The sequence below is a fragment of the Pseudomonas sp. GM50 genome, assembly GCF_000282375.1.
Taxonomy (GTDB): Bacteria; Pseudomonadota; Gammaproteobacteria; order Pseudomonadales; family Pseudomonadaceae; genus Aquipseudomonas.
Window position 1 is genome coordinate 1 of the sequence record NZ_AKJK01000051.1, and the last position, 20,247, is coordinate 20,247.

Consider the following 20,247-nt stretch of genomic DNA (forward strand, 5'->3'; position numbering starts at 1 on the left):
GCCCCCTGCGGCTGCCGCTGCGCCAGCGGCCAAGGCTGAAGCTGCGCCTGCTGCCGCGAAAGCGCCGGCCGCTCCAGCTGCCGCGCCTGCTGCTGCCACCACTTTGCAAGTCCACGTGCCGGACATCGGTTCGTCGGGCAAGGCCCAGATCATCGAGATTCAGGTCAAGGTCGGCGACACCGTCGCGGCTGATCAGTCGCTGATCACCCTGGAATCCGACAAGGCGAGCATGGAAATTCCATCGCCTGCCGCTGGCGTGGTCGAAAGCATCAGCGTCAAGCTCAACGACGAAGTCGGCACGGGCGACCTGATTCTGGCGTTGAAAGTGGCGGGTGCTGCTGCACCGGCCGCGGCCGCGCCAGCCCAGGCTGCTGCGCCTGCTGCCGCTGCTCCAGCGCCAGCCGCTGCGGCTCCGGCTCCGGCGGCTCCGGTTGCCGACACTGTTCAGGACATTCACGTCCCGGACATCGGTTCGGCGGGCAAGGCCAAGATCATCGAAGTGCTGGTCAAGGCTGGCGACACTGTCGCCGCCGACCAGTCGCTGATCACTCTGGAATCCGACAAGGCGAGCATGGAAATTCCATCGCCTGCCGCTGGCGTGGTGGAAAGCGTTTCCATCAAGCTGGATGACGAAGTCGGTACTGGCGACCTGATCCTGAAGCTGAAAGTCAAAGGCGCTGCGCCTGCTGCGGCCCCGGCTCCGGCCGCTGCTGCACCGAGCGCGCCTGCTCCAGCCGCCGCAGCACCTGCTGCTCCGGCACCTGCCGCACCTGCTGCTGCCCCGGCCAAGCCAGGCGCCAAAGTTCATGCAGGCCCGGCTGTTCGCCAACTCGCCCGTGAATTCGGCGTCGAGCTGAGCGCGGTCAGCCCAAGCGGCCCGCACGGTCGTGTGCTGAAAGAAGACGTGCAGGTTTACGTCAAGGCCATGATGCAGAAGGCCAAGGAAGCACCGGCCGCTGGCGGCGCAACTGGCGGCGCGGGCATCCCGCCGATTCCGGTCGTGGACTTCAGCCGTTTCGGCGAAACCGAAGAAGTGCCGATGACACGCCTGATGCAAATCGGCGCGTCGAGCCTGCATCGCAGCTGGCTGAACATTCCTCACGTGACTCAGTTCGATTCGGCTGATATCACCGAGCTGGAAGCGTTCCGTATTGCCCAGAAAGCCGTTGCAGAGAAGGCTGGCGTCAAGCTGACCATCCTGCCGTTGCTGCTCAAGTCCTGCGCGCACCTGCTCAAGGAACTGCCGGACTTCAACAGTTCGCTGGCGCCAAGCGGCAAGGCGATCATCCGCAAGAAGTACGTGAACATCGGCTTCGCGGTCGACACCCCGGACGGCCTGCTGGTACCGGTCATCAAGAACGTCGACCAGAAGAGCCTGTTGCAACTGGCAGCCGAAGCCGCCGTGCTGGCCGCCAAGGCCCGCGACAAAAAGCTCACCGCTGACGACATGCAAGGCGCCTGCTTCACCATTTCCAGCCTCGGCCACATTGGCGGCACCGGCTTCACGCCGATCGTCAACGCGCCGGAAGTGGCGATCCTCGGTGTTTCCAAGGCAACCATCCAGCCAGTCTGGGACGGCAAAGCCTTCCAGCCGAAACTGATGCTGCCGCTGTCGCTGTCCTACGATCACCGTGTGATCAACGGCGCCGCTGCTGCACGCTTCACCAAGCGTCTGAGCGACCTGCTGGCGGACATCCGCACCATCCTGCTGTAACACCGGCCGGCCCTCCTTCACCGGAGGGCCTGTCGCGTTCCATGTTTTCCGAGCGCCACGCTCGTACCTCAACCCCGCCAATTTGGCGGGGCTTTTTTTGCCTCGAAAAATGCCCTCTTCCGAGCTTTATTCCTACACTCATGGCTTACGCCGCCTACAACTCAAGTCCACTTCCGCCCGATATTTTTTGCGCGCCAATAACTAAGCTTAGTTCGGATAATTTCCAATAGAAACTTCGACAACCTAATCTGCTTAGTTAGCATTACTTCGAATGGATTCGAACATGTTCAAACCGACTGTCGGCCCGATTATTGGCCACACTACAACTAACCATGCCCGCATTTTCTTACGCGGCGAATTACAGAATGATGCCTTGGTATTTGCAGGCATCCGTTATCGACGCACCGGCGAGGGCCACTGGCCCAAAGGCGTATTTGTAAAACTGACTATCTTGCGCGATATGTCCGATGTGATTGCCCTCAACGACCTTGCCACCGATACCGACTATGAATACCAGGCGGGCTGGTTCAGCCCCATGAGCCCGGTGCATACCGTGGAGACAGCTCAGGAACTGCCGCTGCAATGGCCGCGGGAGATCTATCGCTTTCGCACGCAGTCCAGCAAAACCACCACGCCACGGGCTTATATCGTCGGCTCATGTCGTTACCTGCGAATGACCGCCGGCATTGCGTCAGCCCCGCATGTGGGCGACCGGATCTTTGCCTCGATCACAAACCTGGCGGAACACGCCGAACCGCCCATCAGCGCCATGCTGATGACTGGCGACCAAATCTACGTCGATGACCTGAACCTCGTGGCCCCCGACCGGGAATACAAGGACATCCTCAGCAAATACCGCAAGGCTTTTTCTCAGCCTCATATATCGGCGTTAATGTCCGGCGTGCCAACTTACATGATCCTCGACGACCATGAAATTGAAGACAACTGGCCAGCCAATGCAAGTAAGAGTGATGTTCACTTATACAGAAATGCCATGGCTGCGTATGAGCTCTATCAGGTCAGCCACAGCCCCGTACATGAACTGCTTGCCAACGGGCAAGTAAACAGAGCACGGCTGCCGCACTATTGGTATCAATTCACCGAGGGCGATATCGAATGGTTTATCACCGACAGCCGAACCCGACGCAATCTGTCGGCCAGCGACCGGCGCATTCTTGATGAAGAACAGGAACAGGCGCTGCTCAAATGGCTGATCAACAGCCCGGCCCGGGTCAAATTCGTGGTCACCAGCGTCATGTTCTACCCCGACCGCAAGCTGCACGGTGATGACGCCTGGAAAGCCTTCCCGGAACAACGACTAAGGCTACTGGAGACGATTCGTACGCGTCGCGTCAAGAACGTCTTCTTCATTTCCGGTGATGTCCACGGCTCGCTGACCAGTCGCCTGACTCACAGTGAGGTACCGGACTTCGAAGTTCACACCATCGTGTCTTCACCTCTATGCAACAGCAAGCTGCTGCCGTATGCCAAGGCATCGACCTTCATCTTCGACCAAGCGTTAGCCCGAACGGCCGCGGGAGATTATCGGCATGAGCTGACCAGTGAGGTGATCAGCCAGGATAATTTCGCGCATCTGGTCGTCGATGCTGAACAGGTTCGCGTCAATTATCACGACCGGGATGGCAAACAACTGCAGTCGATCACCCTAAAATTGCGTTGATTGCGGAAAAGATCGCAGCCTTGCAGGAGCTGCCGAAGGCTGCGATCTTTTGACTCACAGCATTACTTTTCGACGCCTCGCTGGAGAATTCTTCATGCCTGCCGACATATTCTTATAGCACTTGGCCTTCATGTCTCTTGTCAGTCGGTGTCGCAATGATGCAACCTTGCCGCAGACAACAGTAAAGAGGGCGAGAGCCCGGCGCGATCAGCATATTCGAAGCGAGTTTCCCTCTATATGAAGAGCCAACCCGATGCCGCCAGCCGTATGGTGGCCGAGGTAGTGACGCAGTTGCCTGTGCCCTCGCGGCTCGGCATGCTGCGTTTCGAACGGCTGAATGAACCGAGCTGGGCGCTGCTGTTTCTCGACCCCAATTGCGAACGACAATTTGGCCTGCCGGCAGTGGAGCTCTGTGCTCTGGTCGGCTCGCCCTATGCCAGCCTGATGGAGCCCGAAGCGCGCTATCAACTGCATGACACGATCCAGCAGCAACTCACCAATAGCCCGCATTACCTGATCCGCTACACCTTGCACACCGCCGCAGGGGTACTGAGCCTGCTGGAACTGGGCGAAGCTTACAAACAACACAATCGACACCTGCTGCGCGGCTACCTGATGGTGGTAGACGGCCTGTTCATTGATGAACCGCTGCTGCCGGTACTGGACCTGGAAACCCAGAACTCACGCCTGCAAATTGCCCTGGAACTCAATCAACGCGCCCAACAGGAACAACTGCAGCACCTGGACCGGGTACGCGCCCAGCAAGATCTGATTCTGTTGCTGACCCGCCAGCGCTACAGCACCAACAATTCCTTGCAAGAAGCCGCCGAGCTGATCACCCGCAGTGCCTGTGATATCTATGAGATCGACTGCGCCAGCCTGTGGAACCTCGACGGCTCGCTACTGACGCCGATCTCGGCCTATCACCGCGCCACCCGCAATCACCAACTGCCGGAGCCGATCGATGCCAGTGGTTTCCCCGATTACCTCGAAGCCTTGCACACCGGCCGTGCCATCGACGCCCACAACGCCATGCGCGACCCGCGCACCCGGGAAATAGCCGAGAGCCTGCGCCCGCGCGACGTCAACGCCATGCTCGACGCCAGCATCCGCGTCGACGGCCAAGTGGTCGGCGTGCTCTGCCTGGAGCAGATCGGGGCGACCCGCGCCTGGCAGTCGGACGAAATCGCCTTTGCCGGCGAGCTGGCGGATCAGTTCGCCCAGGTCATCAACAACCACAACCGCCGCACCGCCACCAGCGCCCTGCACTTGTTCCAGCGTGCGGTGGAGCAAAGCGCCAACGCCTTCCTGCTGGTCAATTGCGATGGCGTGGTGGAGTACGTCAATCCAAGCTTTACCGCGATCACCCAGTACACCACCGAGGAAGTCCACGGCCAGCGGCTGTCGGAACTGCCGGCACTGGAAAACCTCAGCGAACTGCTGTTCGACGCACCGTCGGCGCTGGCCAAGAGCAACAGCTGGCAGGGCGAGTTCAAGAGCCGGCGCAAGAACCTCGAACCCTACTGGGGCCAGCTGTCGATTTCCAAGGTCTACGGCGACAACCGTGAGCTGACGCACTACATCGGCATCTACGAAGACATCACCCAGACCAAGCTCGCCCAGCAGCGCATCGAGCGCCTGGCCTATACCGACAACCTGACCAACCTCGGCAACCGCCCGGCGTTCATCCGCAACCTCGACGAACGCTTCGCCCGAGACAGCGATACGCCAATCAGCCTGCTGCTGGTGGACATCGACAACTTCAAGCGGATCAACGACAGCCTCGGTCACCAGACCGGCGACAAACTGCTGATCAGCCTGGCGCGACGCTTGCGCAACAGCCTGAGCCCGAGTGGCAGCCTGGCGCGCTTCGCCAGTAACGAATTCGCCGTGCTGCTGGACGACACCGACCTCTCGACAGGCCAGCAGGTCGCCAACCAATTGCTGGCAACCCTCGACAAGCCGATGTTCGTCGACAACCAGTTGATCAGCGTCACCGGCTCCGTGGGGCTGGCCTGCGCGCCGCTGCACGGTCGCGACCCTCAGACGCTGATGCGCAACGCAGGCCTGGCGCTGCACAAGGCCAAGGCCAACGGCAAACACCAGGTGCAGGTGTTCACCGAAGCGCTGAATGCAGAAGCCAGCTACAAACTGTTCGTCGAAAACAACCTGCGCCGCGCCCTGACCCAGAACGAGCTGGACGTGTTCTACCAGCCCAAGCTGTGCCTGCGCAGCGGTCGCTTGCTGGGCATGGAAGCGCTGCTGCGCTGGAACCATCCGGAAAAAGGCATGATCCGCCCGGACCAGTTCATCAGCGTCGCCGAAGAAACCGGGCTGATCATCCCGATCGGCAAATGGATCGCCCGCCAGGCCTGCCGCATGAGCAAAGACCTGACCGCCGCCGGCCTCGGCAACCTGCAAGTGGCGATCAACCTGTCGCCCAAACAGTTCTCCGACCCGGACCTGGTAGCGTCCATCGCCAACATCCTCAAGGAAGAAGAGCTGCCGGCGAACCTGCTGGAGCTGGAGCTGACCGAAGGCCTGCTGCTGGAAGCCACCGAAGACACCCACTTGCAGCTCGACCAGCTCAAGCGCCTGGGCCTGACCCTGGCCATGGATGACTTCGGCACTGGTTACTCGTCGCTCAGCTACCTGAAAAAATTCCCGATCGACATCATCAAGATCGATCGAAGCTTCATCCACGAAATCCCGGACAACCAGGACGACATGGAAATCACCTCTGCAGTGATCGCCATGGCCCACAACCTGAAACTCAAGGTCGTGGCTGAAGGCATCGAGACGGCCGAGCAGCTCGCCTTCCTGCGCCGCCACCGCTGCGACGTCGGCCAGGGCTACCTGTTCGACCGACCAATCCCGGGTTCCGAGCTGATCGAAAAGCTCAAACGTTACCCGCGTGGTCCAATCGCCTGACAGCACACCGCTCCCACATTTTGGGTAGTGATTAACTTGGCATCATTGGGCACACTGGTGGTCTGTTTATTTACATCTCAACCTGACTGAGAGGACTGATCATGGTTCTGCGCTCGGAAATCCTGGTGAACAAAAACGTGCTCCCGACTAAAGAACAAGCTCTGCCTGGCCGCGAAACCCCAATGACCGTGCCGGAAAAACACTTCGTCCACGACGCCCCGCTGCTGGGCCCGTTCGCGATGGACGTGGATTTCGCGATCTTCGGCCTGGGCTGCTTCTGGGGCGCGGAGCGTAAGTTCTGGCAGCGCGAAGGCGTGGTCAGTACGGCGGTGGGTTACGCCGGCGGCTTTACGCCGAACCCGACGTATGAAGAAGTCTGCTCGGGCCTGACCGGCCACAGCGAAGTGGTACTAGTGGTCTACGAGCCGGCAAAAGTCAGCTATGAAGAACTGCTGAAGATGTTCTGGGAACTGCACAACCCGACCCAGGGCATGCGCCAGGGCAATGACATCGGCACCCAGTACCGCTCGGTGATCTATGCCACCAACCCGGCACAATTGGCCGCCGCCAAACACAGCGAACAAGTGTTCCAGGCCGAGTTGACCAAGGCTGGCAAAGGCACCATCACCACCGAAATCGAAGAAGCGCCGACGTTCTACTTCGCCGAGGCCTATCACCAGCAGTACCTGGCGAAAAACCCTGAAGGGTATTGCGGGATTGGCGGTACAGGCGTGACCTGCCCGATCTGACGCCGTACTGATCGTTCCCACGCTCTGCGTGGGAATGCCTCAATGGACGCTCTGCGTCCGCTTCGGCAGGGACGCGGAGCGTCCCGGGCTGCATTCCCACGCAGAGCGTGGGAACGACAACTCATGCAATTGATTAACTCTCAGCAATCAACCAATCCATCTGCCACCCACCCTGGGTCTGCCCAAGCTTCTTGGACAACCACGGCAGCAACTCACGCAATTCCTCTTCAAGCCCCCATGGCGGATTGGCAATCGCCAACCCCGAACCATTCAGGCTATTGGGCGTATCCAGCGGATGCACCAACAACTCCACCCGCAACAACTTCGGCGCGCCCGTGCCAGCCAGGTCCTGATAAAAACGACGCAACATGCGCTGGTCCTTCACCGGGTACCAGATCGCCGCCACCGTCTGCCGCATCCGGCCAATCGCCTCTTTCAAAGACGCCGCACAACGCTGCATCTCATCGAGCTGTTCGAACGGCGGATCAATCAACATCACCGCCCGCTTCTCCTGCACCGGCAACATCGCCCGCGGCACATGCCAGCCTTCGCCCAAATGCACCTTCACCCGACGATCGCCGGCCATGTTGTCCTTGAGCAGCAAGCCGTCTTCGGGGTGCTTCTCGTTGAGCATCAGCCGATCCTGCGGCCGCGTCAGACGCCGCGCCAACTCCGGCGACCCTGGGTAATAGCGCAACTGGCCATCCGGGTTCATGTCGTGCAGCACCTTCATGTAATCGGCAGTCAGCGCCGGCAAATCCGGCTGATCCCACAACCGCGCGATCCCTTCCAGGTACTCACCGGTACGGCTCGCCTGATCACCCTGCAGGTCATACAGACCAATACCGGCGTGAGTGTCGAGATAGGCAAACGGCTGCTCCTTGCGCGACATCAAGGCGATGAGGCGGGTCAAAGTCAGGTGTTTGAACACATCGGCGTGATTGCCGGCATGGAAGGCGTGACGATAATTCATGATTGCTCCTGCGAAGGCCGGGAAGTTTACCTTGTACGGCGCAGAACGTCAGGACCTCACAGCCGAGCGGGCACTTGCAGCCCCACAAACCCTGTGGCGAGGGGGCTTGCCCCCGTTGGGCTGCGCAGCAGCCCCAAAACATCCCAGCACCCACAAAAACCTGTGGCCAGGGAGCTTGCTCCCGCTCGACTGCGAAGCAGTCGCCAAACCAAGCCCCTCGGAGCAACTGACAAAACCGGGTTGCAGATTTTGGGGCCGCTGCGCAGCCCAACGGGGGCAAGCCCCCTCGCCACAAAAGCAGCCAGTCGCTATTGCGAAGACATCGCCCGCAACCGCCGCCCAATCACATCCAGCACATCACAGCCATCCCTCAGAGGAATGGCGCAGAGCAAGGCAAAGTCACTGAGAATGAAGGATTCGCACTCGACTGAACCGCGCATCGACATGTTCTCAAGCACCTGCGTGACGGCGCGAATTCGATAGTTGGCCGCGTCGTATAAAACATCGAGCGGCGCGTGGGTATCGACGAACAGCGTGGGCATGTCGGTGCAGTTACTGGTCAATGCCATGAAGCGGTTTTGGGGATGAGGGATTATTTTTTCGTAGGGTGGATCGGGTGTAAGGGTCGTCATTATTTGATAGGCCTTTAGCTATTAACTCAAAAAGCTACCAACGGCCTTCCTACGGGCTTTGGGTGGCAGCCGTGCGCGGGAGTAGGAAACTGAGGGCCATCAAACTCAGCCACGTCGAAACGTGTCCCGCACACAGCCGCCGCGAACGATGTTACGGGCACGTATAAAGTGCCGCAAATCAAACGACAGTACTGATGCGCGAATGACCTTCAAGGGTTCCTACACCCTGCCACTGCATTTGCAGCGACAGTCAAAGAATATCCATGGATCTCACCTCGCACCAGTTCATGGAAACCGATACGTCTTGAAGGAAACTTCCGACGACCTTGCCCAGAAATTTCGCTCAAAAAAGCAAACGTGGCGAAAGGCTTCACTGAAGCTTGGCTTGATTTCGCCACCTGTTGAATTCACCACCTATAGCTGCCGCTCAGCAACGACAGAATACGGCCCAGAGTGTGTAAAAACGCCTGCCACTTTCTTGCCGTCGACTTCAGACGGAGCAGAATACCAAGCTATCAAGATCGATCTCGGCGTAATTCCCCAAATCGCCCTTGTAGAGATAGATCTTGGACACCCCTAGCTCGGATTGTAAGAACTCAACAAGCTTTCTAAGGTTACCGTTTTTAGACATCGTAGTCGGACGTACTACCGTTGCCTTTCCTGGTTCGTCATCGTAAATTCTGGTCAGAAACACATCCTCTTCATTCTGTATGTCGTAGTTATAACCACGGTACTCACATCCAAAATCGTGATCGACATCATCGAAGCGAGTAGATTTCACTATCTTCAAAGTAGCGGCCCGTTAAACATCACTGATAAACGCGGATGGATATACTTATTTTGTCAGTATACCGACAACAAAACGCGATAAACCAAAATAGCCTCCTACTCAAATAACTTAAAATCTAATCTAGCGCGACACTCATAGTAGAACCTAGAGTCACTGTCGCGTTGATCATGCCTAAAATCCAGGACCTGCTTGTATAAAGACTTAATTGCAGAATCATTTATAGCCCGCATACTATCCAGGACCAAACACAGCTCATATAGTTCGTCTTCACGCCTTAGAAGCTCTTGCCTATACTCATCTCTCGACATAATTCCGCGAAATCTAGAAAAATGAAAAGGCAATTTTGTACCGCGCCTAAACATCCATAAAAAAGAGTGCGACAACAACTTAGCAAAATACAATCTACTCGGGCATTTTGGATCTGCAGCGAACTCCAGCAACCCCTTCGCACCAAAAATACTCATTACTGTACTTTCGAAAATTGCAGCATCACCGTCATCGCCACTTTCATACATATCAATAACGACGTCGTTATACGCCCATTCAAATATCAACTCTCGCGTTATATTCTCAGACATAAAAAATTTACCAACTAGAGTGATCTTCGAGACTAGCTTTTTGAAGATCACTCTTCCACTCTTCGCTAGCCAGGACCAAAAAGGGGATGGATTTATTTGTTGTTCTATAACAACACCTTCGAAGCTGGCAGCAAAAATAAATCCGCCCCCTTTGGCAGTCACAGCCAATGAAAGTTAGTTAACGGTTATCCAAGTAGCCTGGTCTTCAACACTGGCTTTATGGAGGTCGTCTTTCCATTCGACGGCTGCTAACCGGAGAATATCTTCAAAAAAAGTCCTGGTATTTTCCATCTCATCCCACCCACAGGGAAACGAGGAATAAGCCTCGGGATCATATCTCAGCAGTGATTTGAAATCGTAGCGTTCGTCCTGAAGGGCTTTCTCCAAGCACTTATAAAGTAAAAATCGTTGTCGATATGTACAATTCCCGACCAGGCAATACTTGAGAATTAACTCTTCCCTGTCCGCGGCATCATTCGGATTAAACCGCTCTAACTCCTCTCCAAGCGTTTCTTCTTGGTCATAAATATCGAAACAACCTAAAAAATATGAAGGAGTCGGAATATATGGCTGCCCTGTACCGGTATCAATATACATAATTCTTCTCACTTAATCGGATATAAAGTAAACGGAATTCCGGAATCGTCAAATTTCATCTCGAAGCCATCTAATTCTATACGCCTCGGATTGTCCTTGGATCTAGCATTCGGTACGTAACCTTCCCCCGCGCCCGGAAGTCTCATCCTGACTATGTCCTTTTGATTACCGTCTTTTCCGGTAAATCGAGTCAACCCGCGTTCCGTTCTCGTTGTTGCAAGAGTGTAAGCTTCAAGCATCAACTCCCAGCTGTTAAATCGGGAGCTCGGAACCCCACGTTCGTGCCAAGGTTTTCTTCCAGTTATTGGATTCGTACCATCGATAGCTCGTTGTTTCCATTTGGTCTCTGAGATCTCAGGATCATGCTTTCCAACCATATGCATGCCCTGACTGTCGTTCAATCTCTTAACTTCTTTCTTGGCAAGCTCCGCAGCACTTAACTTGGGCTTCGGCAGTGCCGGCTCACCCTCATCAACCTTAACCCCAGTCGTATCATCCGGCGCCTGACACCCTGACTTATTGGGCGGCGGACAATTCCCGCTCAACCCCAACGGATCAACCCACCCCGTCGGATTCGGCGTGTACTGGTACTGGTTCAGCCCCCCCACCAACTTGATCGGATCAGGCGTCAGGTACCGTCCGACCTCCGGATCATAGTACCGATGCCGGTTGTAATGCAGGCCGCTCTCGGCGTCGAAGTATTGGCCCTGAAACCGTAACGGTTGCTCAAGCTGCTCACCCCCGCCGAACGCCAGACGCGTGACTTTGCCGTAGGCGTTGTACTTCGCCGACCAGACAATTTCGCCACCGAAATCGGTCAGTTCCTGCGGCGTGCCTAGGTGATCGAGTTGGTAGTAGAACGGGCAGGCCTTTTTCGGGCCTTTGCCGTCGAGCAGGGCCAGCGGGCGGAAGCTGCCGGGTTCGTAGACATAGCTGCGGTAATGCTCTTTGCTGCTTTCGGCGATGAGCTGGTCGCCCTGCCAGAAGAACTCGGTTGTTTTGCCATCGACGGATTTGCTGATACGGCGGCCGAAGGCGTCGTAGCGGTAGCTGGTGCAACGTCCATTCGGGGTCGTTACGCCGACCAAGCGATGCTGGCAGTCGTAGCGATACTCGGTGACGAGTTTCTGCCCGGTGCCGCGACGTTCGCGGATCAGATTGCCGAAGGCGTCGTAGTCGTAATGCCGGTCGCCCTGCATCAGCAGGCGGTTGCCTTTGACGGTCGCTGCGCCGGGCCGATCCTGCATCAGCAGGTTGCCGGCCGGGTCGTGGGCGAAGCTTTCCGGCGGCTCGTCGCGGGTGTGGCGCACGCGAGTCAGGCGGTTGAGCGGGTCGTAGTAATAACTGCGTTGGCCATGACGGCTGTCGGCGATGGTCGCCAGGTTGCCGTTCACCGCGTAGCTGTAGTGGCGCATGTACAGCGGTCGGGTTGGCTGGTTGATCGCGTGGGCTTTTAACCGGCCTTGTTCGTCGTAGTGGTACTGGCTGGTCAGTTGACCTTGTTGGCGTTGTTGTTCGCGGCCAAAGGAAAATTGGTGACTGGTGAGCCGCGCGCCGTTGAGGTCGATGGCCGTCAGCGCGCCGCCCTTGGCGTGGTGGTAGTCGAGTTTGCTGCCGTCCGGCAGGCGCAGGCGGTTGAGCTGGCCGCAGGCGTCGTAGCCATAACGTAAGGTGCCCCAACCCTGGTGCTCGGTGATCAGCCGGTCTTGCTGGTCGTACTCGAATTCCAGCGGGTGATCGTGGCCGTCGTCGACGCCGATCAGTCGGCCAAGGCTGTCGTAGCGATACTCGACCTGGATGCCGTCGGGCAGGGTCTTGACCAGTAACCGTCCGGCCGAATCCCGTTGATACCTCGTAACCAGTTGCGAACCGTCATCGCCGAACTCGGTTTTCTCCAGCAGCTGCCCGTTGAGATCGTAGGCATACGCCGTGCGGCGGCCGTCGAAACCGGTTTCCTGTCGGATCAATCCGCCGGGGGTGTAGTCCAGCCGATAGTGTTCGCCGGCTTCGTTTTCGATGTCCGTGAGCAGCAGCTGCGCGTTGTCGTAGCGGTACTGGAGCTGGGTGCCGTCGGGGTTGATGCGGCGGCTGACCAGGTGCAAATCGTCGGCGTATTCGTAGCGGGTGACGCGGCCCAGTTCATCGCGTTCAGCGGTGATCTGGCCGTAGGCGTTGTAGCTGAATCCGCGTGTGGCGCCAGTCGGCAGGGTTGTCTGAATCAGTCGGCCGATGGCGTCCCATTGGTAACGAGTAACGGCACCATGTTCGTCCTGACGGGTAATCCTTCGGCCCAGTACGTCGTAGGAAAAGCGCCGCTGACCGCCGTCCGGCAGCGTTTCCTCGACCAGTTGGCCCAAGGCATTCCAGACGAACACATGGCGGCTGGTGTCGGGGTAGCGGATCGACAGCAACCGCCCCTGAGGGTCGTAGTGATAGTGGGTGACCTGGCCGTCCGGATCGGTGGCCTCAGTGACGTCGCCCTGGGCGTTGCGCTGGTATTTCCATATGGCTTTGCCGCGATAGCGCGCGTGCAGGAAACCGTTGCGGTACTCGTAGGCCGTTGGCTCGTCTTGTGGCGGAATCAATGCCACCAACCGTCCGACTTCGTCATAACGGTATTCGGTGACGGCCCCCAGCGGATCCTGCTCGGCCACCAAGCGGCCCTGTTCGTCATAGGCCTTGAGCTGTTCGCCGCCATCCAGCTCGACCTTGCGCACCAGCCGTGCCCGGTCGTCGTGGACGTACACCTCTTCGCTGCCGTCGAGGTTATGGACGGTGACGCTGCCTTGGTCGTCCCAGACGTAGCGCGCCTCCATCTGCGCAAACGACGCCCAGTGGCGGATGCAGCGCGCGGCCTTGCCGGACCGTTCCCATTCCCAGAAGAAACTCGCGCCACCGGCCAGTTGCCGCTGCAGGATCACGTGCTGGTCGTCGTAGTCGTAACGCTCGCTGTCGCCGGCGGCGTTGGTCACTTCGATCAGCTGATCGCGTTCGTCGTAGCCGTAACTGACCAGTGTTTGCTCAGTGTGCCAGGACTCATCGAGGGTCTGCGCGGGGACAAACACCTGGTAGTCGACGCCGATCAGATGGGCGCGGTCATAGCGCAACAGCAAGGCACGGCCGGCGCCGTTGTCGAGGCGCTGGATGCGCTGCTGGCGGTCGCGGGTGATGCGCAGGCGGTTGTCGTACGCGTCGCTGATCGCACTCAGAAAACCGTTGTGAAAGTGGTAGAAACGGGTTTCTTCGCCGGCCTGGGCGAGGATCAGTTCTTCGGGTTCATCGCCCAGATAAATCGCCGCCCGCGACAAACTGTTGTGGATCGCCGGGCGTTCGCGGTTTGGCAGCGGAAAGGTGGTGCGGCGGTTTTCGTGGTCGATCCAGATGACCTGATCACCCTCGATTTCCAGCCGATGGGCGAGCGAATGGCTCCAGCCGAAGCCCAGCCCACAATCGATCTCGGCGGCGCTGGTGCGGTAGAGCCGGGTGAAGTCGAACGGCAGGATCCCGTCCAGCGAACCGTCAGTGAGGGTCAGCAGTTCCTCGCCGGTGACCATCGAGACCGGGCATTTGTTGGTCGCGGTTTTATCCGCGGAGTCAGCGCTGTCGCCGTTGGGGTTGGTGGCCTGCTTCGACGCGTCGTCGTGGTGTTCGTTTTGTTTGAGCGTGGTATTGCGTTTGGCATCCCAGCGCAGCTGCATGCGACCCTTTTTCAGCCCCGCAGCAACACCGCGCGCGGCGACTTTCTTATAGCGGTCGACGTACTCCATGAAGTTGTTGATGATCGCGACCATCGACTTCACGAAGCCCATTACGGCCTGAAAAATCTGCGCGCTGTACTTGGCCAGACGCACTGTCAGCCAGGCAATGCCTACCCCAACGACACTCAGCACCACGCCAATCAACAAGTCGATGACCAAACCGACCACAACTTTGGAAATGGCTTCAGCCGAGGACCCGGCAAGTTGCGAAGGCGGCAATGTTTCGAGCCATAGCACTGCGGTGCGCATCAGCAAACACAGCGCCGCCTCGTCGCTGGCCAGCAACATGGCCTTTTCTATTTTGTCTGGGGCAGTCACGGCCAGATTGGCGAGTTGACTGGCACTTTCACCGAGCTTTTCGGCGAAGGCGTTGGGGTCTTTCAGGATGTCGGTGAGCTCACCAATGCCATCCCAAACAGCCTGAATCGCTGCCCAACTCCCCGCGAGCATTCCATTGCCCACTGCCGCCAATGAAGCTGAAGCCGATTGCTGCGACCATTGCGGTTTGAACCCCTCCCACTCTTTGCGCAGCCAGCCTTCCAGCTCTGAGGTCAAGCCATCGTAGGACGAGAAAAGATCATCGATTTGAGCCGGGGTAACTTCGCTCTGGACATGAACACGGTAGAACTTGCCGGGTGTACCTTCGAACTGCCCTTTACCATTTTCATCAAGCGTGACCGGCGTGATCTCGCCGCCATCGACAGCAATCACATCGACCTGAATATTCCCCAACGGAATGTCATAAACCGATTCAAACTTGCTCTCTATTTCCAGAATTCCGCTGTCCGGACATTGCGCAACGCTGGAGAAAAAATCGTCATCGCGACTACTGACCGACTTGCTGGTATTTCCCAGCTTGATCTTGCGTTCCATGTCCATCAGCGAGGGCATGTCCGTAGCCCGACTGACCTTGTCCACATTCCTGCTCAAGAAGCTGCCAAGTTGCTGGCGATACAAACTCAACGTGTCTTTGAAACCATCAAGCTCCTGCTCGATACGTACGATCTGATCCATCAGTTCAGCTCCGCCATCAGGTAGTCCACCAAAGCTGTTTTGGGTGCTTGAGGCAGGTTCGGTGTTTCAAGAAAGATCGCAACCTTGTGGCGCAAGACGCTTTCGGAAAACGCCTCATAAATATCTGGACGTTCCTCGCTCAACCACTTCACCAAGTTGTTGATGCGGGTTGTGGCGGACTCAGTGGCGAGGTGTTTGAGCAGCGATTCAGAAACTTCCCACCACGGAAAATCCCTGGCGGTTTTCAATGCACTGCCGCCGATATCAAGCGATTGCCCATTGATCAAACAACGGTCAATGACAGGCATTAACTGCGTGGCGTTAACGTCGGCAGACTGAAGAATCGGCAACAAATAGCGCCCATCCCAGAAGCGAAAAAACACCGCGTCGTTGTTTGGCAAAAGAACTTGAGTGAGGCTGCGCAAATGCTCGACCAGCGCTTCTTGAGAAGCAGAAGAAACTGCCAGCCAACCCCAATCGCGGGACTCGGTCGTAGCAACCCACTCCAGAAACTCACTGCCAACAGCGACGATTCCGACATAGGGCATCACCGCTTCCCACTCGGCATACGCGGTGTCGGCCCAGATCGGGCTCGGCGCTTGAGCGGTGATCGAGCGTTGCCAGGCTTTGAACGGTTCAGCCGCACTGGCACTGCTGAAAATCGCGAACAGTTGCTCCGACGGTTTCAGTGGCTGGCGTTCCAGCCAAGCGTGAGGTGACAAGGCATCAGGCGGCACAAACACCGCCCTTGCAGCGCTCGCACTCTTCGCAGAATGGCGCGTCGCTTTGCAGGCTGAGTATTTGTGCGGCACTGAGCAGCGCCGCCGGGGCGGCGAGTTTCAATGGAACATCCGGCAAGTTCGGCGCAGCGGCCATGGCCGCCATCGGTGCACCCCCGACCACAATCGGCACGCTGCTGAAAATCCCGCCCGGCCCGATGTTGATCCATTGCCCGCCCGCCTGAATGGTCGCGCTGGCACCGCCGTCGATGACCACTTGCTGGCCGGCGCTGACGTGGAATTGCTGACTGGCGTTGAGGGCCTGACTGGTCACGCGAATGTGCCGGTCGCCGACCACTACCAAGTGATCGTCCAGTCGCACTTCGGTCTGGCGCTGACCGTGGGTGATGCGTTTTTCATCAGCCTTCAACTCATGGCGGGCGGTGCCGGTGACGACGATGCTGCGCTGGTTGTCGACCTGCACCTGTTGATCGTTCAGTACATGCTGAGTCCAGTTTCGCTGGGCGCGCAGGTAGATTTCCTCGGCGCCTTTGCGATCCTCGATGCGCAATTCGTTGTAACCGCCGCCACCGGGACTACTTTGGCTGCGGAAAATGCTGCGGGTCTTGTCGGCTGGCAAATCGAGCGGCACCGGGGTCGCCGCGTTGGGCAGACACCCCATGACCAGCGGCTTGTCGGCATCGGCGTCGACGAATCCCACCAGCACTTCCATACCGACGCGCGGAATCATCACGCTGCCGTAGCGGTCGTGCGCCCAGCCAGTGGCGACACGCAGCCAGCAACTGGAATGCTCGTTGAGCTGACCGTCACGGTCCCAGGCGAGCTGGACCTTGACTCGACCGTACTCGTCGCAATGGATTTCGCTGTCAGTCGGGCCGGTGACCACGGCGGACTGATAGCCAAGCAAGCGTGGTTTTTCTGGCCCCAGTGGCGGGCGAAAGGAAACATCCCACGGCGTCGCCAGAAATGTATTGCGATAGCCCTGGAAATCATCCGGGCTGTCGCTGGTGGCCGACTCTTCCAGCACTTGCGGCTGCCGACCACGGTGTTCGATTTCGGTGATCAACCACAGATCGTTCCATCCCTGACGGGGATGTTCGGCGAGGTGTAGGAAATGCCCACTGACCAACGCAGATTCATCGCCGCGACCTTCTGCCTGGCGGTAGTCCGTCGCGTGGCGTTCCAGGGCCCGTTGAGCCAGATGTTTACCGTGTTCGCGATCGGTGAATTGGCCGGGAAAGTGATAGTCCTCCAGCACCGGTCGCTGCTCGCTGTCGAGGCGGCTTTCGAGTTGCAAACGCGGTTTACGGAAGTCGTAGTCCCGGCGAGCGACCGCCGTAGTACGGGTTTCCAGGCGCACGTTGAAACGCTTGATCGCTGGCGCATCTGCCGCCATCCCGCTGCCTGGCAGGTACAGCGTCGGTTCGGGTAGCCGTGGGAAAACCGTCTGGTCATCGCCGAACACCAGCAAGTGCCCGTCGGGGCTGTGCTGGAAATGGTAGTGAATGCCGATCTCGGCACACAGACGTTGAATGAATACCAGATCGCTTTCGGCGTACTGCACGCAATACTCGCGCTCGGGATAGTCGCTGCCGAGCCGGAACTCGAAGGCATCGCGCTGGATGCCGTGGTCTTTGAGGATTTGCGTGACGATCGCCGGCACGCTTTTATGCTGGAAAATCCGCTGATTGATACGCTGCCCGAGATACGCCAGACGCGGTACGAGACTGATTTGATAGCCCGTCAGACGTTGGCCGGAATCGCTCTGGCCTACGCGATAAATCTGACCGTGAATACCGGAACCTTGTGCATCGAAACTCAGAAACGCCTGACGGTGCAGCAGGCTTTCGAGTTCGAGGTCCGGGCGCTCGCTGACCAGTTCCAGGTCAAAGCGATAGGGTTGGCTGATGGCTTCCTTGCCCGTGAACTCAAGTACCTTGAGCTCATTCTGGACGCCGTCGAGGGTCAACGTGAAACGCGGTTGATTGGCAGGCGCGAACATCCGATGTGTCTCTGCAGAATGAAGGCGGGCGATTCTGCATGAGCGACAAGGGGTGTTGACGGAGGGACAAGGAAATCAGATTTTCCCTACTTTTTATGAAGACTCTCCCTTCATAAAACAGAATTTTTGACTACATACATTCCCTTCAGAAGCACCATATCCCCTGTGGGAGCGAGCCTGCTCGCGATAGCGTCGGGTCAGTCGACATCAATGTTGAATGATCAACCGCCATCGCGAGCAGGCTCGCTCCCACAAGGGATCTTCAATACCTCTGGTCTGGCGTCAACCCCAAAAAAAACGGCCCGCCTCCATCAAGGAAGCGGGCCGTTTTCATGTAGTCGAAAGATCAGAGCATCAGCTCATCCCCATCACTTGTTCAGGCGGAAATCTGCCTCGGCAGCCGCAAAGCGCTGAAGCATGCCGTGAGTCGGCGTGCCCAGTTTGCTGACGATGTAGATCGCCAGGCTGGCGAAGATGAAACCAGGGATGATTTCGTACAGGCCCAGCAGTTCGAAGTGTTTCCAGACGATCACGGTGATCGCGCCGACCAGGATGCCGGCCAGTGCGCCGTTGCGGGTCATGTCTTTCCAGATCACGGAGATCAGGACGACTGGACCGAACGCAGCACCGAAACCAGCCCAGGCGTAGCTGACCAGACCCAGTACACGGTTTTCCGGGTTAGCCGCCATCGCGATGGCAATCAGCGCAACCAGCAGCACCATGGCGCGACCGACCCAGACCAGTTCAACCTGGGAAGCGCTTTTACGCAGGAAGGTTTTGTAGAAGTCTTCGGTCAGGGCGCTCGAGCACACCAGCAGTTGGCAACTCAGGGTACTCATCACTGCAGCCAGAATGGCCGACAACAACACACCGGCAACCCATGGGTTGAACAGGATTTTCGCCAGTTCGATAAACACACGCTCGTGGTTTTCGCTCACGGGCATCGCCACGGCAGGATGCGCCGAGAAGTAAGCGATACCGAAGAAACCTACAGCGACGGTGCCGCCCAGGCACAGGATCATCCAGGTCATGGAGATGCGACGGGCGTTGGCGATCGACTTGACCGAATCCGCCGCCATGAAACGCGCCAGGATATGCGGCTGGCCGAAGTAGCCCAGACCCCAGCCCATCAGCGAAATCACGCCAATGAAGGTGGTGTTTTTCAGCATGTCGAAGTTGCTTGGATCTTGTGCTTCGATTGCCAGGAACGTGGTGTCGATGCCGCCAGTCGCCAGCAGCACGATGATCGGCGTCAGCAGCAAGGCGAAGATCATCAACGTAGCTTGTACGGTGTCAGTCCAGCTCACTGCCAGGAAACCACCGACGAAGGTGTAGGCAATCGTCGCCGCGGCACCGGCCCACAGCGCTGTCTCGTAGGACATGCCGAAGGTGCTTTCGAACAGACGGGCACCGGCCACAATGCCGGAAGCACAGTAGATGGTGAAGAACACCAGGATCACGACCGCAGAGATGATCCGCAGCAGGCCGCTTTTATCTTCAAAACGGCTGGAGAAGTAATCCGGCAGGGTCAGCGCATCGCCGTTGTGCTCGGTCTGCACGCGCAGACGGCCGGCAACGAACAGCCAGTTCAGGTAAGCACCGACGATCAGGCCGATGGCGATCCAGCTTTCGGAAAGACCGGACATGTAGATAGCGCCCGGCAGGCCCATCAACAACCAGCCGCTCATGTCGGAAGCACCGGCAGAGAGTGCGGTCACGACGCTGCCCAGGCTACGACCGCCCAGAATGTAGTCAGAAAGGTTGTTGGTGGAGCGATAGGCCATGAAGCCGATCAGCACCATTGCTGCGATGTAGATCACGAACGTGATCAGGGTTGGATTGCTTACGCTCATTGAGTTACGCCCTGGCATTGTTTTTATGTAGCAGCGGCTGGTGAACCGCTCGCAAACGACGACGTTTGACGGACGATTCGGGGTCCCGCGCATTTATGACTGATGTTTCCCCAGGAAAGCCATCAGCCGGTACACCGATCTTTTTGACCGGTTGCACCTTGGCCGCGAATGCTATTCAACAAAGCAAATAAGGTGCAACCAGTTTCGTGCGAATAAGTTGCACCTAGTCGGATTT

At 57.9% G+C, this 20,247-nt stretch carries 11 protein-coding genes; 4 read left to right on the forward strand and 7 right to left on the reverse strand.

Annotation, left to right across the window (positions count from 1 at the left end):
- The 4 genes from aceF to msrA form a co-directional block, all read left to right on the forward strand.
- Window positions 1-1,714, forward strand: a 1,714-nt coding sequence (gene aceF / locus PMI30_RS17285; protein WP_008009104.1) for a dihydrolipoyllysine-residue acetyltransferase, incomplete at its 5' end; no start/stop codon positions are given.
- Window positions 1,715-1,997: 283 nt separating this feature from the next.
- Window positions 1,998-3,395, forward strand: a complete 1,398-nt coding sequence (locus PMI30_RS17280) for an alkaline phosphatase D family protein (protein ID WP_008009105.1) — start codon at window positions 1,998-2,000, stop codon at window positions 3,393-3,395.
- Window positions 3,396-3,632: 237 nt separating this feature from the next.
- On the forward strand, window positions 3,633-6,326 hold the full coding sequence (locus tag PMI30_RS17275) for a putative bifunctional diguanylate cyclase/phosphodiesterase (protein ID WP_008009106.1): 2,694 nt from the start codon (window positions 3,633-3,635) through the stop codon (window positions 6,324-6,326).
- Window positions 6,327-6,427: 101 nt separating this feature from the next.
- Window positions 6,428-7,075: a peptide-methionine (S)-S-oxide reductase MsrA gene (gene msrA, locus PMI30_RS17270; RefSeq protein ID WP_007903246.1), complete on the forward strand. Its 648-nt coding sequence runs from the start codon at window positions 6,428-6,430 to the stop codon at window positions 7,073-7,075.
- Between the two features lie 133 nt (window positions 7,076-7,208).
- Here msrA and PMI30_RS17265 read toward each other — a convergent pair whose 3' ends face one another.
- The 7 genes from PMI30_RS17265 to putP form a co-directional block, all read right to left on the reverse strand.
- Window positions 7,209-8,048, reverse strand: a complete 840-nt coding sequence (locus PMI30_RS17265; protein WP_008009107.1) for a 23S rRNA (adenine(2030)-N(6))-methyltransferase RlmJ — start codon at window positions 8,046-8,048, stop codon at window positions 7,209-7,211.
- A 308-nt stretch (window positions 8,049-8,356) separates the two neighbouring features.
- Complete coding sequence (locus tag PMI30_RS17260) at window positions 8,357-8,680, reverse strand: hypothetical protein (protein WP_008009108.1); 324 nt, start codon at window positions 8,678-8,680, stop codon at window positions 8,357-8,359.
- 1,542 nt (window positions 8,681-10,222) lie between these two features.
- Complete coding sequence (locus tag PMI30_RS17255; RefSeq protein WP_008009109.1) at window positions 10,223-10,645, reverse strand: hypothetical protein; 423 nt, start codon at window positions 10,643-10,645, stop codon at window positions 10,223-10,225.
- An 8-nt stretch (window positions 10,646-10,653) separates the two neighbouring features.
- A complete protein-coding gene (locus PMI30_RS17250; RefSeq protein WP_008009110.1) occupies window positions 10,654-15,417 on the reverse strand; it encodes an RHS repeat-associated core domain-containing protein in 4,764 nt (1,587 codons plus the stop codon).
- Window positions 15,417-16,154: a DUF4123 domain-containing protein gene (locus PMI30_RS17245; protein ID WP_008009111.1), complete on the reverse strand. Its 738-nt coding sequence runs from the start codon at window positions 16,152-16,154 to the stop codon at window positions 15,417-15,419. The genes PMI30_RS17250 and PMI30_RS17245 overlap by 1 nt, the downstream gene beginning before the upstream one ends.
- Window positions 16,144-18,159, reverse strand: coding sequence for a type VI secretion system Vgr family protein (locus PMI30_RS17240; protein WP_008009112.1), 2,016 nt, complete (start codon window positions 18,157-18,159; stop codon window positions 16,144-16,146). The genes PMI30_RS17245 and PMI30_RS17240 overlap by 11 nt, the downstream gene beginning before the upstream one ends.
- A gap of 368 nt (window positions 18,160-18,527) precedes the next feature.
- Window positions 18,528-20,012: a sodium/proline symporter PutP gene (gene putP / locus PMI30_RS17235; protein WP_008009113.1), complete on the reverse strand. Its 1,485-nt coding sequence runs from the start codon at window positions 20,010-20,012 to the stop codon at window positions 18,528-18,530.
- Between the last annotated feature and the right edge of the window lie 235 nt (window positions 20,013-20,247).